The 25,383-nt window shown below is 61.2% G+C and carries 25 protein-coding genes and 1 tRNA gene; 13 read left to right on the plus strand and 13 right to left on the minus strand.

Going from position 1 to position 25,383, the window contains the following annotated elements; genetic code table 11:
- Positions 1 to 22 precede the first annotated feature (22 nt).
- On the minus strand, positions 23 to 1,441 hold the full coding sequence (locus tag K529_RS08765) for a protein adenylyltransferase SelO (RefSeq protein WP_046002358.1): 1,419 nt from the start codon (positions 1,439 to 1,441) through the stop codon (positions 23 to 25).
- Between the two features lie 67 nt (positions 1,442 to 1,508).
- Here K529_RS08765 and K529_RS08770 point away from each other — a divergent pair, with 67 nt between their 5' ends.
- Positions 1,509 to 1,961: a cupin domain-containing protein gene (locus K529_RS08770; protein ID WP_110590703.1), complete on the plus strand. Its 453-nt coding sequence runs from the start codon at positions 1,509 to 1,511 to the stop codon at positions 1,959 to 1,961.
- A gap of 150 nt (positions 1,962 to 2,111) precedes the next feature.
- Here the strand turns inward: K529_RS08770 and K529_RS08775 are convergent, their stop codons facing one another.
- On the minus strand, positions 2,112 to 3,239 hold the full coding sequence (locus tag K529_RS08775) for an anhydro-N-acetylmuramic acid kinase (RefSeq protein WP_046002324.1): 1,128 nt from the start codon (positions 3,237 to 3,239) through the stop codon (positions 2,112 to 2,114).
- Between the two features lie 142 nt (positions 3,240 to 3,381).
- On the opposite strand from K529_RS08775, the gene tyrS reads away from it, so the two are divergent.
- Entirely contained in the window at positions 3,382 to 4,629 is a 1,248-nt protein-coding gene (gene tyrS, locus K529_RS08780; RefSeq protein ID WP_005651705.1) for a tyrosine--tRNA ligase, read from the plus strand.
- Between the two features lie 109 nt (positions 4,630 to 4,738).
- On the opposite strand, the gene K529_RS23665 is transcribed toward tyrS, so the two are convergent.
- The gene (locus K529_RS23665) at positions 4,739 to 4,876 is read right to left on the minus strand and encodes a hypothetical protein (protein ID WP_165810291.1); all 138 of its coding nucleotides are present in this window, start codon (positions 4,874 to 4,876) and stop codon (positions 4,739 to 4,741) included.
- A 45-nt stretch (positions 4,877 to 4,921) separates the two neighbouring features.
- On the opposite strand from K529_RS23665, the gene K529_RS08785 reads away from it, so the two are divergent.
- Both K529_RS08785 and K529_RS08790 read left to right on the plus strand, forming a co-directional pair.
- The gene (locus K529_RS08785) at positions 4,922 to 5,845 is read left to right on the plus strand and encodes a GNAT family N-acetyltransferase (protein ID WP_005651703.1); all 924 of its coding nucleotides are present in this window, start codon (positions 4,922 to 4,924) and stop codon (positions 5,843 to 5,845) included.
- Between the two features lie 91 nt (positions 5,846 to 5,936).
- A complete protein-coding gene (locus tag K529_RS08790) occupies positions 5,937 to 6,692 on the plus strand; it encodes an SDR family NAD(P)-dependent oxidoreductase (RefSeq protein ID WP_005651702.1) in 756 nt (251 codons plus the stop codon).
- Between the two features lie 145 nt (positions 6,693 to 6,837).
- On the opposite strand, the gene K529_RS08795 is transcribed toward K529_RS08790, so the two are convergent.
- The 3 genes from K529_RS08795 to K529_RS08805 all read right to left on the minus strand — a co-directional run bounded on the left by K529_RS08795 (position 6,838) and on the right by K529_RS08805 (position 10,098).
- Complete coding sequence (locus K529_RS08795; protein WP_046002325.1) at positions 6,838 to 8,643, minus strand: ABC-F family ATP-binding cassette domain-containing protein; 1,806 nt, start codon at positions 8,641 to 8,643, stop codon at positions 6,838 to 6,840.
- A 62-nt stretch (positions 8,644 to 8,705) separates the two neighbouring features.
- Positions 8,706 to 9,482, minus strand: coding sequence for a GNAT family N-acetyltransferase (locus K529_RS08800; RefSeq protein ID WP_005623427.1), 777 nt, complete (start codon positions 9,480 to 9,482; stop codon positions 8,706 to 8,708).
- 148 nt (positions 9,483 to 9,630) lie between these two features.
- Positions 9,631 to 10,098, minus strand: a complete 468-nt coding sequence (locus K529_RS08805) for an outer membrane protein assembly factor BamE (protein ID WP_005623425.1) — start codon at positions 10,096 to 10,098, stop codon at positions 9,631 to 9,633.
- A gap of 86 nt (positions 10,099 to 10,184) precedes the next feature.
- Here K529_RS08805 and K529_RS08810 point away from each other — a divergent pair, with 86 nt between their 5' ends.
- From K529_RS08810 to K529_RS08845, 8 genes are all read left to right on the plus strand, one after another.
- Entirely contained in the window at positions 10,185 to 10,733 is a 549-nt protein-coding gene (locus tag K529_RS08810) for a YceD family protein (RefSeq protein WP_005623423.1), read from the plus strand.
- Positions 10,734 to 11,022: 289 nt separating this feature from the next.
- On the plus strand, positions 11,023 to 11,229 hold the full coding sequence (gene rpmF, locus K529_RS08815; protein WP_005623419.1) for a 50S ribosomal protein L32: 207 nt from the start codon (positions 11,023 to 11,025) through the stop codon (positions 11,227 to 11,229).
- A gap of 41 nt (positions 11,230 to 11,270) precedes the next feature.
- Positions 11,271 to 12,398 carry a phosphate acyltransferase PlsX gene (plsX, locus tag K529_RS08820; RefSeq protein ID WP_005623416.1) on the plus strand — a complete coding sequence of 376 codons (1,128 nt, stop codon included), beginning with the start codon at positions 11,271 to 11,273 and terminating at the stop codon, positions 12,396 to 12,398.
- 15 nt (positions 12,399 to 12,413) lie between these two features.
- A complete protein-coding gene (locus tag K529_RS08825; RefSeq protein ID WP_005623414.1) occupies positions 12,414 to 13,385 on the plus strand; it encodes a beta-ketoacyl-ACP synthase III in 972 nt (323 codons plus the stop codon).
- An 87-nt stretch (positions 13,386 to 13,472) separates the two neighbouring features.
- Positions 13,473 to 13,775 (plus strand): integration host factor subunit alpha, encoded by a 303-nt coding sequence (ihfA, locus tag K529_RS08830; RefSeq protein WP_005623412.1) that lies wholly within the window; start codon positions 13,473 to 13,475, stop codon positions 13,773 to 13,775.
- Positions 13,776 to 13,880: 105 nt separating this feature from the next.
- Entirely contained in the window at positions 13,881 to 16,022 is a 2,142-nt protein-coding gene (locus K529_RS23035) for a MerR family transcriptional regulator (protein ID WP_080929593.1), read from the plus strand.
- 100 nt (positions 16,023 to 16,122) lie between these two features.
- Positions 16,123 to 16,199, plus strand: a tRNA-Pro gene (locus K529_RS08840).
- 163 nt (positions 16,200 to 16,362) lie between these two features.
- A complete protein-coding gene (locus tag K529_RS08845) occupies positions 16,363 to 17,442 on the plus strand; it encodes a 2'-deoxycytidine 5'-triphosphate deaminase (RefSeq protein WP_005652228.1) in 1,080 nt (359 codons plus the stop codon).
- Between the two features lie 8 nt (positions 17,443 to 17,450).
- Here the strand turns inward: K529_RS08845 and K529_RS08850 are convergent, their stop codons facing one another.
- Positions 17,451 to 17,975 carry an Lrp/AsnC family transcriptional regulator gene (locus K529_RS08850; RefSeq protein ID WP_005652231.1) on the minus strand — a complete coding sequence of 175 codons (525 nt, stop codon included), beginning with the start codon at positions 17,973 to 17,975 and terminating at the stop codon, positions 17,451 to 17,453.
- Between the two features lie 86 nt (positions 17,976 to 18,061).
- Here K529_RS08850 and K529_RS08855 point away from each other — a divergent pair, with 86 nt between their 5' ends.
- Positions 18,062 to 19,258: an MFS transporter gene (locus K529_RS08855; protein ID WP_046002326.1), complete on the plus strand. Its 1,197-nt coding sequence runs from the start codon at positions 18,062 to 18,064 to the stop codon at positions 19,256 to 19,258.
- Here the strand turns inward: K529_RS08855 and K529_RS08860 are convergent.
- From K529_RS08860 to argS, 6 genes are all read right to left on the minus strand, one after another.
- Positions 19,212 to 19,451: a hypothetical protein gene (locus tag K529_RS08860; RefSeq protein ID WP_009178719.1), complete on the minus strand. Its 240-nt coding sequence runs from the start codon at positions 19,449 to 19,451 to the stop codon at positions 19,212 to 19,214. The two genes, K529_RS08855 and K529_RS08860, sit on opposite strands and share 47 nt — an antisense overlap.
- An 88-nt stretch (positions 19,452 to 19,539) precedes the next feature.
- A complete protein-coding gene (gene scpB, locus K529_RS08865; RefSeq protein ID WP_227431662.1) occupies positions 19,540 to 20,148 on the minus strand; it encodes an SMC-Scp complex subunit ScpB in 609 nt (202 codons plus the stop codon).
- Between the two features lie 75 nt (positions 20,149 to 20,223).
- Entirely contained in the window at positions 20,224 to 21,021 is a 798-nt protein-coding gene (locus tag K529_RS08870; RefSeq protein WP_046002328.1) for a segregation and condensation protein A, read from the minus strand.
- A complete protein-coding gene (locus tag K529_RS08875) occupies positions 21,014 to 22,123 on the minus strand; it encodes a glycoside hydrolase family 3 N-terminal domain-containing protein (protein WP_046002329.1) in 1,110 nt (369 codons plus the stop codon). Before K529_RS08875 ends, K529_RS08870 begins: the two co-directional genes overlap by 8 nt.
- A gap of 4 nt (positions 22,124 to 22,127) precedes the next feature.
- Complete coding sequence (locus K529_RS08880) at positions 22,128 to 23,438, minus strand: SPOR domain-containing protein (RefSeq protein WP_046002330.1); 1,311 nt, start codon at positions 23,436 to 23,438, stop codon at positions 22,128 to 22,130.
- Positions 23,439 to 23,551: 113 nt separating this feature from the next.
- Entirely contained in the window at positions 23,552 to 25,294 is a 1,743-nt protein-coding gene (gene argS, locus K529_RS08885) for an arginine--tRNA ligase (protein WP_005609686.1), read from the minus strand.
- Positions 25,295 to 25,383: the final 89 nt, after the last annotated feature.

Here is a 25,383-nt window from a genome sequence, read left to right on the forward strand (position 1 = left end):
TTGGCAGGGCAGACCCCTCTGCTCAGGTGCCGCAGAACGTCGCCTGCACCACCTCCTCCTTTGCAGGTGGGTGGCGCAGGTCTGCAAATTCTTCGCTGGTCTCAAACGGCGACGCCAATGCGGTCATCAGACGCTCAAACGGGGCATAATCACCTGCCACCGCCGAAGCGATCATTTGCTCGATCCGGTGATTGCGCGGGATCAGAACCGGGTTGGTGCGCGCCATTCGCGCTTCGGTATCCGTTTCACTTTTTATACGCTCTTTCCAGCGCGCCTCCCAGGCGTCGAAGCTTGCAGGCTCAAGAAACTGATCGCGAGCATGTCCCTCCAAAAGCGCACGGAAGCTATTGGTGAAATCGGCCTGCCCTTGTGCCATCACTTGCAGCAGATCGCTCACCAATTCCAAATCGCCCTCAGCGACAGTGCCGATGCCGATCTTTGCACAGAACCGGCGCAGCCATGCTTCTTGTAATAGATCCGGCATGGCATGGACGATTTCGGTTGCTTCATCCAGCACGCTTTCGGGATCATCCTCCAGCTGGATCAGCGCCGTGGCGAGCTGCGCGAGGTTCCAGACCGCGATCTGCGGCTGATTCGCATAGGCATAGCGTCCGGTGCGATCAATTGAGGAAAACACCCGGTTTGGATGATAGACATCCATAAAGGCGCAGGGGCCATAATCGATGGTTTCCCCCGCAATGGAGGAGTTATCCGTATTCATCACCCCATGAATGAACCCCACGCCCATCCACGCGGAGATCAGCTCTACCTGTGCATCCCGCACCGCTCGCAGCAACCCCATTGGCCCCTGCGCCTCCGGGTAGTGGCGCGCAATAGCGTAGTCCGTGAGGGTCCGCAGCGCCTCGTGATTGCCGCGCGCGGCAAAGATCTGAAAGGTGCCCACGCGCAGATGGCTCCGCGCCACGCGGGTCAGAACCGCCCCGGGCAAGCCGCCCTCACGCCAGACCGTCTCGCCCGTTTCCACGGCCGCCAGCGCCCGCGTAGTCGGGATACCCAGCGCGTGCATAGCCTCAGAGACGACATATTCACGCAGAACCGGGCCGAGCCACGCGCGCCCGTCGCCATTGCGCGAATAAGGCGTGGGACCGGAGCCCTTGAGCTGGATATCACGGCGGATGTCATCGGTGCCCACAACCTCGCCCAAAAGCACCGCGCGCCCATCGCCAAGCTGCGGGTTGTAGCTGCCAAACTGATGCCCCGCATAAAGCTGCGCCAACGGGTCAGCCCCCTCAGGCACCACATTGCCGCCAAAGATGTCGGCCAGTTCCTCATTGCGCCCGCGGGTGATCCCCAACCGGGCGGCAAGCGCGTCGTTGAAGACAATGAGTCGAGGGGCCTCTACCGGGGTTGGGGCCTGCCGGCTGTAGAACTCAGGCGCAAGTTGCGCATATGTATTGTCAAACGGGATATCGAAGGTCATGGGCCAAACATATGCCGCCCCACCCGAATTACCACCCGCAATCACAACAACTTCGGAGCCGTAGTGCATGACGCAGGACATGAACGCAGATGAGATTATCCAGATCCTTGGACTGGAACGTCACCCCGAGGGCGGCTGGTACCGCCAGACCTGGGTTGAGGACACCGGCGAAGACACCCGTGGCCCCTCACCTCGGCCCTGTGGCACCTGTATCTACTTCCTGCTTAGCGCAGGCGAGCGCAGCCACTGGCACCGGGTCGATGCCACGGAAATCTGGCTCTATCACGCAGGCGCGCCGCTCATCCTCTCTCTTTCAGAGACCGACAATGGCCCAGCCAGAGATCACCTCCTGACCCCAAACTTGCGGGAGGGCCGCCCGCAGGTGATTGTTCCCAAGGATCACTGGCAAGCCGCACGCAGCACTGGCGCGTGGACATTGGTCAGCTGCACGGTGTCGCCGGGGTTTGAGTTTTCCGGCTTCACCCTCGCGCCCGAAGGCTTTGACATTCCACGCAACTAACCACGCCTGAGGTATTTCGCTTCGGGCACAGCCCTAAGCGACCCGCGCCGCGCAGCCGTTCCGGCTGCGCGGCGCTCGGCCCAACGGGAGCGGGTGCATTTCAAATGCTGCCCGCGACGGGCGGGAGCCTCCCCGTACTTGAGAGACATATTAACTGGCGCGCGTAGTCCAGCCCTCGGGCACCGTCACGATGCCGCCTCCGACGCAGGCGCGCACGCCGGTTGTGCGTGGTGCGGAGGTTGCCATGCCCCGCGCCACTCGCACCGCCAGATAGGCAAAAGCCTGCGCCTCCAACATGTCGCCATCCAGCCCAACGGCCTCCACTGGCTCCACCGGGCAATCCAGCGACACGCTGAGCATTTCCATCAACACCGGGTTGTGCCGCCCCCCACCGGTGACCAGCACCTTTGCAGGGGCCTCAGGGCAATGCTCCATCCCCTGCGCCACCGCAGCGGCGCACATGGCTGTAAGTGTGGCGGTGGCATCCGCATCGCTCAACTCGGTCACAAGGCCAATCATTTCCGGAAAATCATTTCGGTCCAAAGACTTTGGCGGCATCCTTGAGAAATAGGGCTCTGCCAGAAACAGCTCCAGCGCGCCATTCTCAACCACACCTTCACTGGCCACCTTACCGCCCTCATCCATCTGCAGACCAAGACGCCGCTGCAGGAAGTCATTGATCGGCGCATTGGCAGGCCCTGTGTCAAACGCCAGCAAGGCACCCGCATCCTCGGGGCGCTCCACCCGCGGATCGACATAGGTGAGATTGCCGACCCCGCCGAGGTTCAGAAAACACAACGGCTCCGTTGCACCAATGTAGCGCGCGCAGGCGTGGTGGAAGAACGGCGCCAGCGGCGCGCCCTCGCCGCCCATACTGACATCATCAGTGCGGAAGTCCCAAACCACCGGTCGCCCCAGTGCCTCTGCCAGGGTGCCACCGTCGCCCACCTGAAGCGTGCCCTGCAAGCGCGGCGCATGTGCGACCGTCTGGCCGTGAAATCCGATCAGATCCACATCCAGATGATCCTTCATCACCTCGACATGCGCGGCCTCAACCACACGTGCCGCAGCCGTCACCGCATCACCACTCCATTGGCCGAGGGCCGCGCGCAGCACCTCACGTTCCGCGCTTGAATAGGCGCGATAACCCGTCTCGCCAAAGCCGAAAATCGCCTGTCCGTCGGTCTCCAGGACCGCAACATCCACCCCGTCGAGCGATGTCCCGCTCATCGCCCCCAGCGCCCGCACCGGGCCTGACTTGGATATGGCTCTGCTCATCTCTGCACACTTCCTTGCAAAACCGGGCCGTACCGCCCGTTGGCAGACATATTACACCGCGCAATTTGTCCCGAAAACAGGTTCCAACCGGTTGCGATGCGATTTATACAGCCGCTTGCATATTCAAAAGCCGAGGCATGCTATGACCTACCATCCGAAATCGGACTTCATCGCCATCATGATGGAACGCGGGTTCCTGGCGGACTGCACCGATTATCAGGGTCTCGATGAGGCGCTGGTGAGCGGTACGCAGACGGCATATATCGGCTATGACGCCACAGCGCAGTCGCTGCATGTGGGTCACCTTCTGAACATCATGATGCTGCGCTGGCTGCAAAAAACCGGTCATCGCCCGATCACCCTGATGGGTGGCGGCACCACCAAGGTCGGCGATCCTTCGTTCCGCTCGGACGAACGCCCTCTCTTGGGGCCCGAGCAGATCGACGCCAATATCGCCGGCATGCAGAAGGTATTTGCCAAATACCTCGACTACGGCGAGACCGGCGCGATGATGCTCAACAACGCCGAGTGGCTGGATGGGCTCAATTACCTTGAGTTCCTGCGCGATATCGGGCGGCATTTCTCGGTGAACCGGATGCTGTCCTTCGAGAGCGTAAAATCGCGCCTGGATCGCGAACAATCTCTGTCCTTCCTCGAGTTCAACTACATGATCCTACAGGCTTATGACTTCCTCGAGCTGAACCGCCGCTATGGCTGCGTTTTGCAGATGGGCGGGTCGGATCAATGGGGCAATATCGTCAACGGCATCGACCTGACACGCCGGGTGCTGGAAAATGAGATTTTTGGCCTGACCTCGCCGCTGCTGACCACCTCGGACGGGCGTAAGATGGGCAAATCTCAAGGTGGCGCGATCTGGCTCAATGACGAAATGCTCAGCCCCTATGAGTTCTGGCAGTTCTGGCGCAACACCACGGACGCCGATGTGGGGCGATTCCTAAAGCTCTATACCGAGCTGCCGGTTGCGGAATGCGACCGTCTGGGCGCGCTGCAAGGGTCTGAGATCAACGAGGGCAAGATCATTCTTGCCAATGAGGTCACGACGCTCCTGCACGGGGCCGAAGCCGCCAAAGCCGCTGAGGCCACCGCGCGCGAAGTGTTCGAGAAAGGCGGCGTGGGCGATGATCTTCCGACCCTGTCGCTCTCGGCTGCAGAGCTGGGCGAGGGGATGTCGATTGTGCAGATCATTGTAAAATCGGGTCTGGCCAAATCCGGCAAGGAAGCCAAGCGACTGATCTCTGAGAATGGCGCAAGGCTCGATGATGCACCGCTTACGGATGCGGGTTTGATGATCGACGCGGCAGCGCTTGCGTCGCCGATCAAGCTCTCTGCAGGCAAAAAACGCCACGCGCTGGTACAGCTCGAAGGCTGAGCGCCTCGCGCAGATCAAGACCTGTCAGGAGGGGCGTTGCCCCTCTTGGCCAACGGCCAATTCACCCCAGGATATTTGGGGTTAGAAGAATGAGCATTGCGATTTCGTGCTACAGGAAGGCGAAATCGATCAACGTCAGTATGATAAAGGTTGGAATTGACAGCGCCGTGGCGATCAACAGCGCCGCGCATTTTGTCATACGCGCGCCGGGGGCGGTTTTTCCGTAGATTTTAACGGTCCTTTTCATGGTCTCATTAACCATGAATTAGGTTTCAATCCTGTTAATGGCGTCATGTTTGATCTTGGCTCCGCAGCTGTCATGCCCCGCACCTTGAAGCGTACCGAAACCATCCGCGCACTCCCGCAATCCACCGAGTTTTCGCGTGCTCTGCAGGTGTTGGGACAACGCCCAATGCGTCTGGACCGCATGCAGGATATGCTCGTATTGCGGCGGAAAGTTTGGGGCCTTCCGGTTGCGATGATCAATCGCGCAGAGCTTCACAAACCCGCACGCCTGCTGGAAATCCTGCAAGAAGAAGGGCTGCAGCGCACGCCTGTGATTTTATCGCCGGAACGCCCGGTGCCCGAGCTTGCGCGTCTTGGGGCGCTGCCCTTGATGACTCCGGCCTGTGTTGGCGTGGTTGATATCCCCCCTGATCGTGCTCTGCGACGCAGCGGGCTGGAGCAGAAATGGCGCAATCGTCTCTCACACGCGGAGACACAGGCGTTACGCATCACCCGGCAGAACATGCCGATGGCCCCCGATCACTGGTTGCTTCGCGCCGATGCCGCGCAACAGAAACGGCGACGCTATCGCAGCTGGCCCACCGCCCTGACACTGGCCTATGGCGAGGCCAATCGCGGCGCGGCCAAACTGTTTGAGGCGCATGAGGGGCGCGAGACGGTTGCGGGCATTCTGGTGCTCACCCATGGCGATGGAGCAACCTATCATATCGCGCATAGTACCGATCGCGGGCGGAGTCTGTCGGCGCATAACCTATTGATGTGGAACGCGATGGAGTGGCTTGCGTCTAAAGGTATTCGCCAGCTCGATCTAGGCGTGATCAATACTGAGGATGCCAGCGGGCTTGCACGGTTCAAACTGGGGACTGGCGCGCGCCTAGAACGTCTGGGGGGAACATGGCTCTATTGGCCTCCGATGGGACGGCGCTTGGCGCCTCTGGCGTCGATCGATCTGAACCTGATGGGGGCCTGACTCTCGCCTCAGGGGGAATGACGGCACTAGACAGCTTCGGCCTGCCATGATTATTTGAACACATGTTCATTTCATGGGAGGAGCGGGACAAATGAAACTCGCAACCACACGCGCCGTGGTCACTGGCGGCGCATCCGGTCTTGGGGAGGCCACCGCTCGCCATTTCCGCAACGCAGGTGCTGAGGTGACCATTCTGGACCGGGACGTTGATCGTGGTCAGAAAATCGCTGAAAGCATCGGTGCGCATTTTGCTGAAACCGATGTGACCAGCGAGGACAGTGTTGAAGCTGCAATCGCGCTGGCGGTGGAAAAAATGGGCGGATTGAGCGCGGCTGTGAACTGCGCCGGCATCGCTCACGCGATCAAGATAGTTGGCCGCGACGGCCCGCATCCCCTTGGCGCGTTTCAGAAAACCGTCGATATCAATCTGGTCGGAAGCTTCAACGTTTCGCGTCTGGCGGCGGCAGAGATTGCAAAAAACAGCCCCGAAGCAGATGGCGCGCAGGGCGTCATCATCAACACCGCTTCGATCGCCGCGTTCGACGGTCAGAAGGGTCAGGCAGCCTATGCGGCCTCAAAGGGTGGTATCGTGGGTATGACCCTGCCCATGGCACGAGATCTGGCCTCTTCAGGGATTCGGGTGATGGCGATTGCGCCGGGAATTTTCATGACGCCGATGCTGGCGGGCCTGCCCGAAGAGGCACAAGCCCAGCTTGCCGCCGATGTGCCAAACCCTGCCCGACTGGGGCAGCCGGAGGAATACGCGCGCCTGGCCGGGTTTATCGTCGAAATGGGCTACTTGAATGGCGAGGTGATCCGCCTCGACGGCGCGCTGCGGATGCGTTGACGCCCAGGTGTCAACTGCGGGAGCCCTCCCGCCCGTCCTCACCGCCCCAAGGGACGGATCGATCCCGTTGGGCCGAGCGCCGCGCGCGCCCCGCAGGGGCGCGCGCGGCGCTGGTCGCTTCGGGCTTTGCCCGAAGCGAAACGCCTCATCCGGCGGCTTTTTCTTCCAAGAGCAGCCATTCCTCTTCGGATGCGGCCAGTTTTTCCTGTCGCTCCACAAGCGCCTCAGTGGCTTTCTTGAACTTCACCGGTTCGCGCGTGAACAGCTCTGGATCTGCCATCAGCTCTTCGAGCTTGGCGATCTCCTTTTCCAGTCGGTCAATCTCGTCGGGCAGCGCCTCAAGCCGGTGCTTTTCCTTAAAACTGAGCGCCTCTTTGGGCGATTCGACCTTTGGCTTGGGCTTAGAGGCTTTTGTTCTTTCGACCTTTTCGGGTCCCTCAACCGGCGCGCGCTGTGCGAGATAATCGCTCCATCCGCCCGCATAGGCCGTAGCCTGCCCCTGCCCTTCCATCGCCACCGTCGTGGTCGCCACACGATCCAGAAAATCGCGATCGTGGCTCACCAGCAGCACGGTGCCGTCATAGGCGTCCAGAAGCTCTTGCAGCAGATCCAGCGTCTCCACGTCGAGATCGTTGGTCGGCTCGTCCAGCACCAGCATATTCGACGGGCGCGCCATCAGTTTGGCCAACAGCAGTCGGGCCTTTTCACCGCCCGAAAGCGAACGCACCGGCGCGCGGGCCTGGCGCTCGTCAAAGAGGAACTCCTTCAGATAGCCCACCACATGTTTGGGCTGTCCGCGCACCATCACCTGATCCGCCTTGCCGGAGATCCCCATCAACGGATCGGCCGTGAGGTTTTCCCACAGGCTCGAATCACCATCGAGTTGATCGCGGGTCTGATCGAACACGGCGATTTCCAGATTGGTGCCCTGTTTGACCGTGCCCTCATCCGGGGTTTCTTGCCCCAGCAGCATCTTCAACAGCGTCGTCTTGCCCACCCCGTTGGGACCGACAAAAGCCACGCGCTCGCCGCGCTGCACTGTGAGGGAGAAGTGGTTGAGGATCTGCTTGTCACCAAAGCTTTTGGCGATGCCCTCGGCCTCGATCACTTTGCGGCCGGATTTTGGCCCCGCCTCCAGTTCCATCGCCGCCGCACCCTGCCGCTTGATCTGGCTGGCGCGTTCGGATTTCAGATCCTGCAAGGCGCGCACCCGGCCCATGTTGCGTTTGCGCCGGGCCGAGATCCCCTCGACCGCCCAGCGGCTCTCGGATTTGATCAGCCGGTTGAGTTTGTGGCGCTGCATATCCTCGTCTTCCCAGACCTTGTCGCGCCAGGCTTCGAAATGCTCAAACCCCTTGTCCTGACGGCGCACCTGACCACGGTCCACCCAGAGCGTGGCGCGGGTGAGTGCGCGCAGGAACGCCCGGTCGTGCGAGATCAGCACAAAGGCGGCGCGCGTCGAGGCCAGCTCGCTCTCCAGCCAGGAAATCGCTTCAATATCAAGGTGGTTGGTCGGCTCATCCAAGAGCATCAGCTCGGGCGCTTCGGCCATAAGCTTGGCCAGCGCAGCACGGCGGCGCTCGCCACCAGAGGCGGTCTCCACCGGGCGGGCGGGATCAAACTTCAGCCCTTCGCCCGCGCGCTCCACCTTATAAAGCTCGCCGGGCTCCAGCTCTGAGGCGGCAAAATCTCCCAGCGTGGCAAACCCCTCCATCTTGGGGTCCTGCTCCATATAGCCCACGGAATTGCCGGGTGGGATCACGATGGAGCCGGCATCCGCCTCCACAAGACCGGCCATGACTTTCATCAAGGTCGATTTACCCGATCCATTGCGCCCCACAAGCGCCACCCGGTCACCGGGCTGCACTACGAGGTCGAGGTCGGAAAACACCGGATCGCCACCAAAGGTCAGCGAGATACCGGACATCTGCAAAAGAGGAATACGTGCCATAGGAGCGGAGCTAAACCGCGCCGCTGCCTTCGTCAACGTGTCATGAGATGCAGAGGGGCTGCCTAGCCCGCAACAGCACGCAGCAGGCGCTTGCGGGCGGGCGGGATGGCACCGATCTCAAGGCCGGTGAACACATGCAGCGTGTTCATATGCCGGTCGACCACCGCATGGTCGCTGACCCAGCCGCCCATCATCAGATAGGTGCGCAGCAAGGGCGGCATCCGGAGCATCGCCTTTTTGGCGTCGGGTTTGCGCCGCAGCCTTGCGGCAAAGCGGAACACATCGGGTGCTTTAACACGGGGCAGCCAGCGTTTGGGGGCCAGATGGCGATGCTTCAGCATCGCAAAGGCATCCAGATAGTCTTCGGTCTCAGTCCCGGCAAACGACGAGCAGCCAAACAGCATCTGGATGTTCTCACGATCCACAAAAGTGGTCATCGCCCCCCACGCGACGCGCAAAATGTCCGGGTCATTCCAGCCCTGATGGATGCAGAACCGGCCCATTTCCACCATGCGACCCTCAAAATCCTGCAATCCCGAGAGATCGTAATACTGCGCGGAATAGGTGCGCGCGACCTCTGCACCGCCCTCCAGAACCAGCATGCGGAAACAGCACACCAATGCCCCGTTGCGCGTATCTTCGACCAGCACATGGGCGCAAGTGTCGTCAAACCCGTCGCGATCAATCTCCGCAGTGCGAAAACACAAGGTCCGCAATGCCTGAACCGCAGTGACATCCGCAGGCGTTGCCGCAAGCCGGGCCTGATAGCGCCCTTTCGTCAGCAAAATTTCGGCATCGGAGAACGTGTCGGGGGATTGGGACCGGGAGGACATGGCCATGGTCTGCTCGCGTCTGCTTGTTCATTAGCTTGCGCCGCCCCCAGAGGCGACGGGTGCTTTGCATTGCTATCACAAAACATGTGAAGTCCGGGTGACGAATTCATCCCCCGGACCAAATTTAACTGCTGCCATGCGATATCGCAGGCCCTTATTGCAGGAAGCTACCCGGATTGAAGTTGCCGAGGTTGCCAATCAGCTGACGCAGGAAGGTCTTGTCTTCGAGGCTCGAGTCGGTGACCCGGCGCTCCAGCGGGATGACCCGACCGTCTGCCAATGTGTAGCGCTGAACGCTGTCGACAACGCCGCGCCCGTCAAAGGTGATCGCCACCAGATCGCGCGAGACCACCTCAGGCTGCTTGGCGCCAAAGCGTTTGATGCGCGAGGTCACGTAATAATAACCGCTGTCATCCGCGAGCGAGTCGATGGTCGGCTCTCCGATGGTCTCGGAAACCGAATCGCGGGTATCGACACCGACCACAACTTCGTTCAAGAGTTCCGGCCCCGGAATCCAGCCATGCTTGCGATATTGGGCGGTACAGGCGGTCACCACCACCAACGCGCCGACGAGAAGCGCACTCCGCATCGCGGATTTTACGGTCTTCGGACTTGCAATCATGCGCTTCCCCTGTCGTTCGGGTTGATAAAGACTGAAGTCCCGATTACCTAACTCGAGCTAATGGTTCAAGAAATGAAAGTACACTCGTGAGTTCGACCCCATCTGAAACTGCCGCCCTGCGGGTTGCCGATCTGCCGCAGAACCGCCCCACGCGGTTCACACTGACGCCAGAGGCCAAAGCGCTGACGGATATTGCCAGTGAACTGGGCGTTGACGCGTTGCGCAAGTTGCGTTTCGAAGGCGAGATCAAGGCCCGCGGCAAACGCGACTGGGTTCTAAAGGCCAAACTCGGCTTTACCGTAACACAGCCCTGCGTCGTCACGCTGGAGCCGGTGACAACCCGGATCGACACCGACGTGCAACGTCTCTTCCTCGCGGAGATCGATATCCCCGACGAGGCCGAAGTCGAGATGGGCGAAGATGATAATATCGACGAGCTGGGTGACTTCATCTCTCCTTATGATGTGATGCTGGAAAGCGTTGCGCTCAATCTGCCGCAGTATCCGCGCAAGGATGGTGCGGAACTTGGTCAGCATGTGCACGCTGAACCGGGCACGCAGCCGATGACGGATGAGGACACCCGCCCCTTCGCAGGGCTTGCAGATTTGCTCAAACCCGGCGACAAGGACTCCTGAGACAAAAGGCTCAATCGGACACAGGCGCACCATGGCTGCGTTGAGAGGCGGAAATTTCCACCCTTCTGATGTTGGCACTGGCGCTCAAGACCGCTGAACTCTAAGAAATCGCTTGCGCAAACGAAGATTCGCAGTATTTTCGCGCGCTCATCGGAATTTTTGGTTGGACATCGGAGAGACTGCGGCCTACACGCACGTCACACCGGACGTCACACCGATTGACACGGAAACATGAAACGCGCCTGAAGGCTCTGCTGCTTGATGGCCCTAGTTAGACAAAGGTTGAGACATGGCTGTCCAACAGAACAAAGTATCCAAATCGCGCCGCAACAACCGCCGCGCGCACGATGCTCTGGTTGCTGCAAACCCGAACGAATGCTCCAACTGCGGTGAACTGCGTCGTCCTCACCACGTGTGCCCCTCCTGCGGCCACTATGACGACAAAGAGATCGTAGCTCAGGCCGACGAGATCGACCTGGACGAAGACGCGGCCTGAGTCGAAACGGGATCACGAATGCCAGGCAGGCACGCAGTCGTATGACGGGTAACACCGCTCCATCGCAGGCAGATGCCCGCCGCACCGTGATTTCGGTGGACGCCATGGGTGGCGATGCCGGCCCGGCCGTAGTGGTCGCGGGCATCGCCAAATCCGCGAGCAAGAATCCCGACATCGGGTTTCTGCTCCATGGCCCTGTCGAACAGCTTGAACCCCTTGTGGCCCGCAGGAAAACCCTGAAGGGCCGCGTGGAGATTCGTGACGCACGCGATGTGGTCACGATGGAAGACAAGCCAAGTCAGGTCATGCGCAATGGCAAGGGCACCTCGATGTGGTCTGCCCTTGAATCCGTGCGCTCTGGCGAGGCGGATGGCGTGGTATCCTGTGGCAATACCGGCGCGCTGATGGCGCTGTCGATGCTACGGCTGCGCAAACTTCCGGGCGTCAACCGCCCGGCAATTGCGATTCTCTGGCCCTCGCGCAATCCGCAGGGCTTTAACGTCATGCTCGACGTGGGCGCCGATGTGCGCGCCGATGCAGAGGATCTGCTGCAATACGCCCTGATGGGCACCTCCTATATCCGCAACTCGATGGATCTCCCCTGCCCGCGTGTGGGGCTGTTGAACGTCGGCACCGAAGAGCACAAAGGCCGTGCAGAGCTGAAAGAAGCCTATGCGCTGATCTCTCAGAACGCGGAGAAGGCCAATTTCGAGTTTGTGGGCTTTGTCGAGGGCAGCGACATTCCCGGCGATATCGCCGATGTGATCGTGACCGACGGCTTTACCGGCAATGTCGCGATCAAAACCGGCGAAGGCACCGCCAGCCTGTTGCGCTCGGCGATGCGCGAAGCCTTTGAATATTCGATTCTCTCGCGCCTTGCGGCGTTGTTGGCCTATACCTCGCTGTCACGCCTCTCCAAGCGGATCGACCCACGCCGGGTGAACGGTGGCGTTTTCCTTGGCCTCAATGGCACTGTTGTGAAATCACATGGTGGTGCCGATGCGACCGGTGTTTCGGCCGCGGTGAAACTGGCGTTTCTCCTTGCAGAACAAGGATTTGCGGAAAAGCTTGCAGCCCGGGTTGCATCCGCCGTAGAGCTTGCCCAAGATGACGCAACGTCCGCAGACGCGGGCGGTCCCGGCGATTCTGAGACCGGGAGTTTGAATTAGAAGGCAGGCAAACGAATGACGCGACGCGCAGTTGTGATTGGCGCAGGGCACTACCTCCCCGAACGCATTGTTGAAAACGCGGAATTCGAGGCCACGCTGGAGACCTCAGACGAGTGGATTCGCTCCCGCTCCGGTATTGAACGCCGCCATTTTGCCGCCGAAGGTGAAACCACCTCGCAAATGGCGACCCGTGCAGCTGAGGCTGCGCTGAAATCCGCCGGTCGCACCGCAGAAGATGTGGACGCCATCGTGCTCGCCACCTCAACCGCCGATCTGACCTTCCCTTCCGCCGCGACTATGGTCCAGTCGCAACTGGGCATGACCAAGGGCTTTGCCTTTGATGTGCAGGCGGTTTGCGCGGGTTTTGTCTACGCGCTGTCCAATGCCAATGCGCTGATTGCCTCCGGTCAGGCCGACCGGGTGCTGGTCATCGGTGCCGAGACGTTTTCGCGCATCATGGACTGGAGCGACCGCTCGACCTGCGTGCTTTTTGGCGATGGCGCTGGCGCGCTTCTCCTGGAGGCGCAAGAGGGCGCAGGCACCCCAGAGGATCGCGGCATCCTTGCCACGGATCTGAATTCTGACGGTCGTTACAAGGACTTGCTCTATGTGGATGGGGGTGTGTCCACCCAATCCACCGGCCATCTGCGCATGCAAGGCAATCAGGTGTTCCGCCACGCGGTGGAAAAACTGGCTTCGACCGCCACCACCGCGCTGGAACGCGCCGGGGCCAGCACCGATGATGTGGACTGGATTGTCCCGCATCAGGCAAATATTCGTATTATTCAAGGCACTGCAAAGAAAATGGGCTTGCCCATGGACAAGGTGGTCGTGACCGTTCAGGATCACGGGAACACCTCAGCTGCCTCCATTCCACTGGCTTTGTCCGTCGGCGTTGAGCGTGGCCAGATCAAACCGGGTAATCTCATCGTGACCGAAGCCATTGGCGGCGGTCTGGCGTGGGGTGCTGTGGTTTTGCGGTGGTAATGCGAGGGAAACCGCGTCTTCCAATTCATTGATATTGACAGGTAAATTCCTGACCTCCTATTGTTTTGGGAAACAACGGGGATGGCAATGACAGAGAAAACGATTACGAGAATGGATCTGAGCGAGGCAGTGTTTCGCGAAGTGGGCCTGTCACGCAACGAAAGCGCGCAGCTGGTGGAGAGCATGCTCCAGCATATGTCCGACGCTTTGGTGCGCGGCGAACAGGTAAAGATCTCTTCCTTTGGTACCTTTAGTGTGCGCGATAAATCCGCGCGTGTCGGGCGCAATCCCAAAACCGGTGAAGAAGTGCCGATCCAGCCCCGCCGGGTGCTGACCTTCCGCCCCTCTCACCTGATGAAAGATCGCGTCGCGGACGGAAATAAGAGTTAACCGTCGTCGACTATAATGTTCGATGTCTCAATCTTGGCCCCCATCAGCGGGGCCACATCCATTTGCGCCAATCCTGTGCGCCACAGTGAATAAAGGGTCGTCCCAATGTCCAAGTCTCCTGACGCCTTTCGCACCATCAGCGAAGTCGCAGAATGGCTGGATGTCCCGGCCCATGTACTGCGGTTCTGGGAAAGCAAATTCACGCAGGTAAAGCCGGTCAAACGCGCAGGGGGGCGGCGCTATTATCGCCCCACCGACATGCTGCTTTTGGGCGGCATTCAGAATCTGCTGCACGACAAAGGCCTGTCGATCAAAGACGCTCAGGCGCTCTTGCGTGAAGAAGGCATCCAGCACGTCCAGTCCTTGTCCAAACCTCTCGATGGCGAGGAAGAAGACGAATCACCGATTGAGGCAAAACCGGCGAGCAAATGGGTTGATCCCGCAGCCGCCGAGCCCGAGGCAGAAAAGCCGCGTCGCCCGGTGGTAGACCGCGAGCCCCTCGGTGAAGAGGAACACGCGCCGCGCAAAGTGGCACCGCCCGCTCCGCCACCCTACCCTGCGGGACCGCCCAAAGCAGCCCCCGCACCTGCAGCACCGGTCGCCGACGCGCAGGCCGACGTTGCACCTTCGGCTCCTGTTGAGACGCCATTGCCTGCCGCGGATACTGCGAATGCTCCGGCAAGCACCTCGCATGAGGTAGAATCGCCCGCACCTGAATCGCCGGCACCTGCTGCCGCCGCCCCTCAGGCGTCAGAAAACGTGGCACCCGCCGGGCCTGTGTCAGACGAAGACACACCGATTGCAGATAATGCGCCCTCCACCGCGTTTGAGGATATGGGGGCTGTGCCTGCCGATCCCTCACCGACAGCAGCACCGCAATCGGATGTCGCGCCTCAGACCACACCTGCTGCCCCAACGCCCACTCGCCCGCCGATAGCGCCTGCGGCCTCCGTTGGCGCCGCTCCAGCGGCTCAACCTGCCCCGGCTTCGGATGCAGCGCAGCCCTCGCAGCCCAGTCTCTCTGCCGACGAGCCAAGCGAAACGGCTTCGGCAGAGCTGCCACAGACTGAGCTTTCGGCTGACGATCACCCAACCGACGCGCCCATATCCGCCGCGCCGCAGGAACAGGCCGTTGATCAGATTGCCATGCCCTTTGATCTGCCCGACGCCCCCGCACCCACGCGGGATGTGGCAAGTCAGGCGCAAGCGATCCAACAGGCCACCTCCCCGGCTTCTGCACCGACAAGCGCCGCAAGCTCTCCCGCATCGAGCGATCAACAGGATTTCTTTGCCGCGCCGCCACAGCAACAGACCGCCCCCTCGCCTCTGTCGGAGCCTCAGTCGGAGGAGTTGCCAGCGGATTTGCCCGAGGTTTCGCAAGAGCTGGGCACCGATGAGGCCGCTCCCGAATCTCAGCCCATGAACGTGGCTCCTGCGACAGAGATGCGCGCGCCAGAGGTTTCCGACGATTTGACCGCAGCCGAGGACGTGGCGACAGAGGAGGTTGCGCCCTCTTTCGGCGTGCCGCCCGTTGACGAGAGCGCCGAGCTGCCAACAGAGACGACCCCCGCTGCGGGTCCTGTCGCAGAAAATGATTTCTCCTCAGATACCCCGGACGAGACCGCAGAGACTGAGTTTGGCGCGACAGCAGAAGAAGAGGTGACGCCCGAAGAAACGGTCCAAGCCCCAGAACTGGCTCCTTCCTCCGATCCGGCTGCCGAAATGGCTGCGGCCATGGCGACAGCGACGGCCGCTCTTTCTGAGACACCTTCCGTCGAATTTGAGCCAGACACTCCGGAATTTGCCTCGGACACCCCCGAGACAGACATCACCGAGACGGATACCATCAGCACCGACATCACCGATACGGATGCTGAAAACATCTTTACCACAGCAGACGAGCCGCAGGATGATGTGATTGCGGATGCCGAGACCTCTGTCGATGCCGCCGCACAATTCTCCCTCCCGGAATCTGACTTTACCGCTCCGGATCAAGACCTTGCGGATGATATGGATGCGGAACATGCGGCACCTGATGTTGCCAAGGCACCAGTTTCCGATATGGAACTGGGCGACAGCAGCACGCAACCGCGCCCCCGCGTGATTGAGGTCTCAGACACCCCCACAGGTGATATTCCGGCTGGATTGTTGCAGCGTCTGTCCGCACTCAACGCGCTGTCGGCAGCACAGCAAGGGGAGCTTCGTGAAATCACAACAGCCCTGCGCGGCATCATTGCGTCGCGATAACCCTCGAAATCCCGTGCCCCCACGGGCACTTTGAAAAAGCGTGAAAAAATCGAATTCGCCTCTTGCCCCTGCCGCAAAAAGCAGTAGAAAGCTCCAACAACGGGCTATGGCGCAGCCTGGTAGCGCGTCCGTCTGGGGGACGGAAGGTCGCAGGTTCGAGTCCTGCTAGCCCGACCATAACAAAACGCCCGAGCGGTAAACGCTCGGGCGTTTGTGTATCCGCCACCTGCTTTGCCGTTGGTTTTCAAAGAGAATTCGCAACGCGCATCAAAGATATTGTGGCACGACAGAATATGCGTCAGCCTCCCTCGGGACAGGGACGCCATCAGGGGAACGGCATATGACCGGTGTTTTGCCCAGCCAGACGATCGAAACCATGCTCGCGCGCGCGGAGATCAAACTCGCCGCCCCCTTGAGTGAGGGCCAAATCCAGCCCGCCAGCCTCGATCTGCGATTGGGCACCGTTGCTTACCGGGTGCGCGCGTCGTTCCTCGCGGGTCAGGGTCGCACTGTGGCCGAGCGGCTTGAAGAGTTTGAAATGCACCGCATTGACCTCAGCGATGGCGCGGTGCTGGAAAAGGGCTGCGTTTATGTGGTGCCCTTGATGGAATCGCTGGACCTGCCCTCAGACGTCACCGCCGTGGCCAATGCCAAAAGCTCCACCGGGCGGCTCGACCTTCTCACCCGCACCATCACCGATGGCGGCGAAGAATTCGACCGCATCCGCGCAGGCTATTCCGGCCCTCTTTATGCCGAGATCTGCCCGCGGTCGTTTTCCGTTTTGGCGCGTCCCGGCATGCGCCTCAATCAGATCCGCTTTCGCAACGGTCAGGCGGTGCTTGACGACGCCACTCTGGCCAAGCTGCACGCCGAAACCCCGCTAGTGGATGGCGAGGCCGTGATCGAGGATGGGCTGGGCTTTTCCGTCGATCTGCGCCTACCCGGCACCGATCTGGTGGGCTACCGCGCCAAACCGCACACGGGCGTGATCGACCTCGACCGGATCGCCGCCTACGATCCCCGCGACTATTGGGAGGAAGTGCGCAGCGACAAGGGCCGGATCATCCTTGATCCGGGGGCGTTTTATATCCTCGTCAGCCGCGAGGCGGTGCATATTCCGCCCGAATACGCCGCTGAGATGGCGCCTTATCTTGCGATGGTGGGCGAGTTCCGGGTGCATTACGCGGGCTTTTTTGATCCCGGCTTTGGCCATGCCGAAGCGGGCGGCGCTGGCTCTCGTGGGGTGCTAGAGGTGCGCTGCCACGAGGCCCCGTTTGTGCTCGAACACGGGCAAGTGGTGGGCCGTCTGGTCTATGAGCGCATGGCCGAGCTGCCGCAGCAGCTCTATGGCGCGGGCATTGCCTCGAATTATCAGGGTCAGGGGCTAAAACTGTCGAAACATTTCCGCGCGCCGGACTAACCGCCAGATCAACGCGGGTAGCTGACGCGTTCCAGATCTGCCGTAACATCGGCCTGCGCCGCGCGTTCCAGCACCGTCGACAATGTCAGATAGGTGCTGGTGCCGCGCACACCCTCAATGTCGTAGATCTTGGACAACAGCCCCTCCAGCGCATGCGGGCTTGCCACGCGGACTTTCATAATCAGGCAGGTATCCCCGGTGGTGGAGTGGATTTCCTCCACTTCGGGAAATTGCTCCAGCGCGATAATCTCGCGGGTCTTGCCCCAGCCGATGGTATCGACATGAATAAAGGCGAGGATGGGTTTGCCCACCTGCGCGCCGTCGATCTGTGCTACGGTGGCCTTGATCGCGCCCGAAGCCCGCAACCGTTTCACCCGTTCATGCACCGCCGGAGCCGAGAGGCCGACCTGCTCGCTGATGGCGGCATAGGATTGGGTTGCGTCGCGGCTCAATGCGCCTAATATTTTTCGGTCCAGGGCATCAATACCCCGGCTGGAACGGGAGCTGCTCCGAATGGTCTCTGTTTTTTCCATCTCTCGGTCTTTAACATCTTCACAGAATGAGTTTCACCAATTAGGCCAAGCTGCCGAATGAAATTCAACATCAATCGAGACCTCTCATGTCACCTTCTGCCCCGCCGCTCTGGATCTCTATCGCCACACTGATGTGCGCCATTGCCATCGTGGGCACCAATGCGCTGCTGCTGTCACCATTAGTGCAAACGGTGGGGGCGGATCTTGCGGCCAGCCCGGCGCAGGTGCTCTGGGCCTCCAGCGGCTATGGGCTTGGGGTGGCGGCGGCGGCGCTGTTGCTTGCGCCCATAGGCGACCGCATCGGTGCAGGCCGGCTGTTGCGGATGGCCCTCGCCGCCCTGACGCTCGGCTTTATCGCGAGCGCACTGGCCCCCACGCTGGTCGCCCTGATCGCAGCACAGGTGCTCTGTGGGATCGCCGGGGGGGCCGCACTGCCGTCGATCTACACCATGGCCGCCGTGATCGCGCCCAAGGGTCGCGAGGCCCGTGTGGTGGGCGCGGTTCTCACCGGCTGGACACTGTCGCTGGTGCTTGGCGTCAACCTTGCCGCGTGGAGCGCCGAACTGGTGGGGTGGCGCATGGTCTACGGCGCGCTGGCCGCGCTCTGTGCGCTGGTCTGGGGGCTCAGTGCCCCGCTGGCACGTCTGGATGAGCCGGGCGGATCGGCAAGCTCACCTCTGAGCGCGCTCAGGGTTCCGGGGATGGGACGCGGCATTCTGGCCTCTGTCGGGCTGATGCTCAGCTTCTATGTGACCTATTCCTACACCGGCGCCCATGCCACGGTCACCCTTGGTCTCAGCACCGGTCAGGCGGGGCTGTTGCCGCTGATCTATGGGCTTGGCTTTGGCGGCGCGGTGCTGCTCGACCCGCTTTTGGATCGGATCGGCATGGCGCGGGCCACAACGCCGGTTTTCCTCGCGCTCAGCCTTGTTTACGTGGCGATGGGCGTCTTTGGTGCCAGCTATCCGCTGTTTCTCGCGCTGGCTGTTCTGTGGGGGATCTTTCAGCACTTCGGGCTGAACCTGCTGGTGGCGCGTCTGACAGTACTGGACGTGCGCCAGCGCGGTGCCATCATGGGGCTTTACTCCACAACCACATATCTCAGCGTCTTTGCAGCCCCGTTTGTCGGCGGGATCGGATTTCAGGCCCTCGGCATCCTTGGCTGTGTGCTGATATCAGCCGCGCTCACCACCATTGCCGCAATTGAGGCGCTCAGCCTGCGCCGCACACTCCCCTTCAGGACTGATCCCGCTGCGCCCGACGTGCCCGACGCGCCTGCCTGACTTCACGGATGCGCTCACGCTCGGCCTGTTCTTCTGGAGTGCGTTCGGCGCGCTGCGGCGGGTGATCGCCACGGCTTGATTTTTTGCCGCCGCCGCGTTTGGCAACAGCGTTGATCCCGGCGTTTACGCCCGCGTTCACCGCCCGCCCGATCAGGCGGCGCAGGACCATATTGGCGATCCGGTCAAATCCCATAAAAACCTCGCTGGGGTTGCTGTGATATCAACTGCACTCTTCCATATAGGGGCGGAGTGCGGCGATTTCTTGGCATCGCGCACATGCGTCAGTCTTCGTCAAACAGCTCTGGTTGTTCTGCGTCACGGCGTTCGTCCTCGCTGTCGCCCTGACCGATGGGGAATGCGCCCGGTGGTGGGCGGTTTTCCAAGAGCCCGGCGGCGCGCAGTTCCTTCAGCCCCGGCAGATCACGCGCGCTCTCCAGACCAAAGTGATCGAGGAAGGTCGGCGTCACCACAAAGGTCACCGGCCGCCCCGGTGTCATTTTGCGCCGCCCCAGCCGGATCCACTCCATCTCCAAAAGCTGGTCGATGGTGCCGCGCGACACCGATACGCCGCGGATCTCTTCTATTTCGGCCCGTGTCACCGGCTGGTGATAGGCAATGATCGCCAACGTCTCGATGGCGGCGCGTGACAGCTTGCGGCTCTCCACCGTTTCCTTTTGCATCAGATAGCCAAGATCCGGGGCCGTGCGCATCGCCCATGTATCGCCCACCTGCACCACGCGCACGCCACGCCCCTCATAGCGCTTGCGCAGATGCTCCAGCGCCTCGCCGGGGTTGCAGCCATGCGGCATGCGCGACATCAGATCGCGCACCGTTACAGGCTCCGCACTGGCAAAAAGCACCGCCTCCACCATGCGTTCCTGTTCCGCCATGGGGGGCGCGTCAAACAGGCTGTCGCTGTCACGGCGCGGCGGCTGCTGCGCGTCAGTCTGGGTCTGGTCGTCCAATCAACTCTCCTCTGGCCGGTTGCGCAGCTGGATCGGGGCAAAACTCTCGCTCTGGCGGATTTCCAGCTTGCCCTCCTTTACCAGTTGCAGCGAGGCGGCGAATGTCGCGGCAGTGGCCGAGCGGCGCTTGACCGGATCACTGTGCCAGCCATCCGGCAGGTAGCTCAGCATATCGGTCCAACTGCCGGTAAAGCCAAGCAGACCGCGCATGCGTTCCAATGCTTCTTCCATGGTGAACACGCTGTCGCGGTCCATCACAAAGGGGCGAAATTCATCCTTGGTGCGGATGCGGGCATAGCCCTGCATCAGGTCGAGAAGGTTCGCCGTATAGGTCACCGTCTTGATGCGCTGCACATCCTCAATCTGTCCCCGCGCAAAGAAATCACGCCCCAGCCGGTCCCGCGCCATCAGGCGGGCCGCCGCATCGCGCATGGCCTGCAAACGCTCCAGCTGGAACGCCAGATGTGCGGCCAGTTCCTCGCCGGAGGGGCCTTCCTCTTCGGGGTCCGGGGGCAGCAGCAAGCGAGATTTCAGGAACGTCAGCCAGGCCGCCATTACCAGATAGTCGGCCGCCAGCTCGATGCGCAGCTCCTTGGCCTTTTCCACAAAGGTCAGGTACTGGCGCGCCAGCTCATAGACAGAGATCTGACGCAGATCGACCTTCTGCGTGCGCGACAGCGTCAGCAGCAGATCAAGCGGCCCTTCAAAGCCTTGCACATCCACGATCAGCGCCTCGGCTTCGAGCCGCTCCTCGACCGTTAGTGTGTCCTCTGGAAATAGCGAGTCTTCGTCAGCCATATACCTGTCCGCCCATGAGGGCAGATAGTTCCGCTTCCACCGCCTCGGTGTCAAGCGCAGCAGGGGTTTGGCGGCAGGCAAGAGCCGCCTCGGCCCGCCGTTGTGCGGCGTCAGTCATCAGGTCGGCAGCCGCCACAACGGCAGCACGGGCCGCCAGCGAGGAGTTGCAAAACAGCGCAACATCGCAGCCTGCATCGAGGGATGCCCTCGCAATTGCCCCGGCCGCCATGTCTGGATCGTCTGGCCGCAGGCCGGACAGCGCCCGACCTTCCCCATGGGAGGGCGCTTCGCCCCCACCCAGGCTCGGGCGCTGTCCTGGTTGCTGAAGCTCAGGTGCCCACAAGGCCTTCATCGAGATGTCATCCGTCATCACCAGACCATCATAGCCCAGTTCCTGCCGGATCACCTGCATCATCACTGGCGAGAGCGTCGCCGGGCGCGGATCAAACGCGTCGTAAACCAGATGTGCCGTCATCGCCATCGGCAGATCCCTGAGTTGCGCAAAGGCGGCAAAATCCTCGGCCCGCAGCACCTCAGCCGGGCCCGTCACATGTGGCAGATCATGGTGGCTGTCCATGGTGGAGCGCCCATGTCCGGGGATATGTTTCATCACCGGCACCACGCCGCCGTCCAGATGTCCCTCGGCACAGGCGCGGGCAATGGCGGCCACATTGGCGACGTCCGTCCCGTAACAGCGATTGCGCAGGAACGGATGCGTCCCCGCACCCGCGACATCCGCCAGCGGCGCGCAGTTGCTGTCGATGCCAAGGTCGTGCAGTTCCGCCGCAATCAGCCGCGCCCGCAGAAACATCGCCCGCATCGGGTCAGAGGCTGCCTCCACATGATCCAGCGCTGGACGCCACTCGCGCGCAAGCGGCGCGCGCAGCCGCTGCACCCGGCCCCCTTCCTGATCAATGGTAATCAGACAGTCATGCCCCGCCGCCGCGCGAAAATCATCACACAGCGCGCGCACCTGATCGGCGCTCTCGATATTGCGGGCAAAGAGGATAAAGCCAAAAGGCGCTGCTTCTCGAAACAGCGCCTTTTCATCAGCCGTAAGACGCAGGCCTTCTGCGTCCAAAATCGTCGCACCAAACCGCATCGGATCAGCGCATCGTCACAGGGATACAATCCGCATTGCCCGCCACAAGGGCCGAGCAGAAGCGACGTGCATCCGACAGATCTTCAAACCCATGGGCGCGCAGACGGTAGAAAACACGGCCACCGCTTTCGGCGCGCTGCACCACTCGCGCCTTGTCATCAAAGAACTCACCAAATTTGGCGCTGATCCGGGTCCATTCGCTGCGCGCCACTTCGGCGCTCTCATAGGCACCAAGCTGAGCCAACCGCGTGCCCACTTCAAGGCTCTTGGGATCAATATCAACGGTACCACGCGCAGGCTGCACGGCTGCCGTCCCGGACGCAGGCGCAGGCGAGAACCGGGCTGGGCGCACCAGCGGACGCGGGGTTTCACGCACACCCGGCGCATTGCGCACCGCTGCCGGAACAGTGGTGATCGCCGCAACATCCGTGGTGTCCAAAGGTGCGGGCTGCGTGATCGAGGCAGATGTTTCGCGCAGATCCTCAAGCGGGATCGCATCTTCGGTGAGCGACGCCACAAGTGCGTCGATATCATTGTTGCGCTGCTCCAGCGGCGACACCTCTGCCACCTCTTCTGGGTCTTCAACCGTGGCACTCAGGCCAGAATCCTGCGCGGCATATTCTGCTTCCAGCGCAGCTTCTTCCTCAGCCGCCTGTGTCAGGGTTGGGATCGGCTGGTCGTCTTCGGTCAGCGCAATCGCCTCGGGTGCCAATTGCAGACGGTCCGCCGGATCTTCGGCGATACCATTGGCGGCGACCGAATTCACCGCAAGCCCTTGATTGTCGGCCAATTCACCGCCCGGGTTCTCTGGTGCAATCCGCATCGGTCCAGAAAGCGCGCTCACCACGGGCACACCGGAGACATCCCGCATGATCAGCTTGTAGCCCCACATGGAGATGCTCACCACCAGCGCAACCGACGCCGCAGCGCCCAAATATGCCGCCATACGACCCAATTCGCTGCGACCGGGCGGTGGCGCAAAAAGCTCGGCCTCGTCGCCACCATAGCCATCGCCATAGTCGCCCACATAGTCATAACCAGCTTCGGGATACCCGCCTTGCGCGCTTGATCCTCCTGTCGCCCCCCCGACACCAGAGAAGGTGCCGACATTCACGGTCGGCGACTGGCTGATGCCAAAGCTCGGATAGGATGTCTGCGCCACTGGCTCGGCCTCGGGCTCCGCCGGATAGCTCTGCACCGGATCGGGTGCGCGCGAATACTGATGAGAGGAGAACGGATCGAAAACGGAGCCTCCGCTGTCACCATCGCCATTTGAAGAGGGAGCGCCCGCGCCCACCTGTGCAAAATATGCCATATCCGCCTCACTGCCCTATTATCGCAGACACCCCACCACCGAAATAAGGGCGGGATATCTGCGCGTTGGGTCTCTTGATCTGCCTCGATCCGGCGGTTCGGGTGACTTTGGTGTCACATCTCCTGCGCCGGTTTGACGCCAAGAATACCAAGCCCGGCGGAAATGACAATGGAAACAGCCCGCGCCAGCGCCAAATTGGCATGTGTTGCCGATTCGCTGCTCTCATTAACAAATCGTAAACTTTCTTCAGATTTGCCAAGGTGGTATAGCCCGTGCAAATCTGACGCCAGATCATAGAGGAAAAACGCAATCCGGTGCGGCTCATTGGTGCGCGCCGCGATCTCGACCTGACGCGGCCACTCGGCGACTTTCCGCGCAACCGACAGTTGCGCTTCATGAGTAAGCTGGCTCAGATCCGCCGCGTTCAGGGTTGTGTCATCACAGGCGATCCCCGCCTCGCGCGCTTTGCGCAGGGTCGAGTGGATCCGCGCATTGGCGTATTGCACGTAAAAGACCGGATTGTCCTTGGACTGCTCCAGCGCCTTATCGAGATCAAAGTCAAAGCCCTGATCGTTCTTACGTGTCAGCAACATAAAGCGGGTCACATCCGCCCCCACCGCATCAACCACATCGCGCAGGGTCACAAAGGTCCCTGCCCGCTTGGACATCTTGAACTCCTGACCGTCCTTAAACAGCTTCACCAACTGGCAGAGTTTAATATCAAGCGGCACCTGACCATCAGAGAGCGCCGACACCGCCGCCTTCATCCGTTTCACATAGCCGCCATGATCGGCCCCAAAAATGTCGATCAGCATGTCAAAGCCACGGCTGACCTTGTCATAGTGATAGGCGATGTCGGGCGCAAAATAGGTCCAGGCGCCGTCGGATTTCTTCACCGGGCGATCAACATCATCGCCATGCTCGGTGGATTTGAACAGGGTCTGGACGCGCGGCTCCCAGTCGTCAGGCTTTTTGCCTTTCGGCGGCTCCAGCACGCCTTCATAGATCAGGCCCTTGGCATCAAGGCTCTCCAGCGCGGCTTCGATCCGCCCCGTGCCATAAAGCGATTTCTCCGAGTAGAAGACATCCATCTTCACGCCCAAGAGGCCCAGATCCTCGCGGATCAGATCCATCATCATCTCGGTGGCAAACGCGCGTACCTCTTCCAGCCAGACATCCTCGGGCTGGCCAACAAAGGTATCGCCGAACTTCTCTTTCAGCGCCGCGCCGACGTCTTTCAGGTATTCCCCCGGATAGGTGCCATCGGGGAATTCCACACTCTGGCCATGGGCCTCGAGGTAGCGCAGATAGGCGGAGCGGGCGAGCACATCAACCTGCGCGCCGCCATCGTTGATGTAATATTCGCGGGTGACGTCATAGCCTGCGTAATCCAAAAGGCTCGCCAAGGCGTCGCCAAAGACCGCACCCCGCGTATGGCCCACATGCAGCGGCCCTGTCGGGTTGGCGGACACATATTCCACGTTCACCCGTTTGCCCTGCCCCATGTCAGAGCGGCCGTAGGCCTCCCCCTCATGGAGCGCCTTGCCCAACACAGATTGCCAGACCGAGAGATCCAGACGCAGGTTCAAAAACCCCGGCCCCGCCACCTCTGCAGAGGTGATGCGCGCATCCTGACCGAGCTTTGCAGCCAGTGCCTCGGCAATATCGCGCGGCTTCATCTTTGCAGGTTTCGCCAGAACCATCGCCGCGTTGGTGGCCATATCCCCATGCGCCGCATCTCGGGGCGGCTCCACGGCAACATTGGCAAAATCGAGCCCCTCCGGCAGGGCCCCCTCGGCCGTCATGGCCGCAAGGCTGTCGATCACAAGCGTACGGATATCGGTAAAGAGGTTCATATCTGGCGTCCCATAGGTATCAGCTTCTGCGGATACCGAGGGGCGCGCTCAGGGTCAACCGCCTAGCACGGCCTGCCCTCAGCCACCCC

This window comes from Tritonibacter mobilis F1926, assembly GCF_000376545.2.
Lineage (GTDB): Bacteria > Pseudomonadota > Alphaproteobacteria > Rhodobacterales > Rhodobacteraceae > Epibacterium > Epibacterium mobile.

Bases quoted from the DNA above. Each gene is read 5' to 3' on its own strand.
- K529_RS08855 (WP_046002326.1), top strand. From the start codon at position 18,062: ATGTCACCTTCTGCCCCGCCGCTCTGGATCTCTATCGCCACACTGATG.
- plsX (WP_005623416.1), top strand. From the start codon at position 11,271: ATGACGGGTAACACCGCTCCATCGCAGGCAGATGCCCGCCGCACCGTG.
- K529_RS08790 (WP_005651702.1), top strand. From the start codon at position 5,937: ATGAAACTCGCAACCACACGCGCCGTGGTCACTGGCGGCGCATCCGGT.
- rpmF (WP_005623419.1), top strand. From the start codon at position 11,023: ATGGCTGTCCAACAGAACAAAGTATCCAAATCGCGCCGCAACAACCGC.
- K529_RS08850 (WP_005652231.1), bottom strand. From the start codon at position 17,975: ATGGAAAAAACAGAGACCATTCGGAGCAGCTCCCGTTCCAGCCGGGGT.
- K529_RS08845 (WP_005652228.1), top strand. From the start codon at position 16,363: ATGACCGGTGTTTTGCCCAGCCAGACGATCGAAACCATGCTCGCGCGC.
- K529_RS08800 (WP_005623427.1), bottom strand. From the start codon at position 9,482: ATGGCCATGTCCTCCCGGTCCCAATCCCCCGACACGTTCTCCGATGCC.
- K529_RS08825 (WP_005623414.1), top strand. From the start codon at position 12,414: ATGACGCGACGCGCAGTTGTGATTGGCGCAGGGCACTACCTCCCCGAA.
- ihfA (WP_005623412.1), top strand. From the start codon at position 13,473: ATGACAGAGAAAACGATTACGAGAATGGATCTGAGCGAGGCAGTGTTT.
- K529_RS23665 (WP_165810291.1), bottom strand. From the start codon at position 4,876: ATGAAAAGGACCGTTAAAATCTACGGAAAAACCGCCCCCGGCGCGCGT.
- argS (WP_005609686.1), bottom strand. From the start codon at position 25,294: ATGAACCTCTTTACCGATATCCGTACGCTTGTGATCGACAGCCTTGCG.
- scpB (WP_227431662.1), bottom strand. From the start codon at position 20,148: ATGGCGGAACAGGAACGCATGGTGGAGGCGGTGCTTTTTGCCAGTGCG.
- K529_RS08795 (WP_046002325.1), bottom strand. From the start codon at position 8,643: ATGGCACGTATTCCTCTTTTGCAGATGTCCGGTATCTCGCTGACCTTT.
- K529_RS08770 (WP_110590703.1), top strand. From the start codon at position 1,509: ATGACGCAGGACATGAACGCAGATGAGATTATCCAGATCCTTGGACTG.
- K529_RS08880 (WP_046002330.1), bottom strand. From the start codon at position 23,438: ATGGCATATTTTGCACAGGTGGGCGCGGGCGCTCCCTCTTCAAATGGC.
- K529_RS08775 (WP_046002324.1), bottom strand. From the start codon at position 3,239: ATGAGCAGAGCCATATCCAAGTCAGGCCCGGTGCGGGCGCTGGGGGCG.
- K529_RS08805 (WP_005623425.1), bottom strand. From the start codon at position 10,098: ATGATTGCAAGTCCGAAGACCGTAAAATCCGCGATGCGGAGTGCGCTT.
- K529_RS08785 (WP_005651703.1), top strand. From the start codon at position 4,922: ATGTTTGATCTTGGCTCCGCAGCTGTCATGCCCCGCACCTTGAAGCGT.
- K529_RS23035 (WP_080929593.1), top strand. From the start codon at position 13,881: ATGTCCAAGTCTCCTGACGCCTTTCGCACCATCAGCGAAGTCGCAGAA.
- K529_RS08870 (WP_046002328.1), bottom strand. From the start codon at position 21,021: ATGGCTGACGAAGACTCGCTATTTCCAGAGGACACACTAACGGTCGAG.
- K529_RS08875 (WP_046002329.1), bottom strand. From the start codon at position 22,123: ATGCGGTTTGGTGCGACGATTTTGGACGCAGAAGGCCTGCGTCTTACG.
- K529_RS08765 (WP_046002358.1), bottom strand. From the start codon at position 1,441: ATGACCTTCGATATCCCGTTTGACAATACATATGCGCAACTTGCGCCT.
- tyrS (WP_005651705.1), top strand. From the start codon at position 3,382: ATGACCTACCATCCGAAATCGGACTTCATCGCCATCATGATGGAACGC.
- K529_RS08860 (WP_009178719.1), bottom strand. From the start codon at position 19,451: ATGGGATTTGACCGGATCGCCAATATGGTCCTGCGCCGCCTGATCGGG.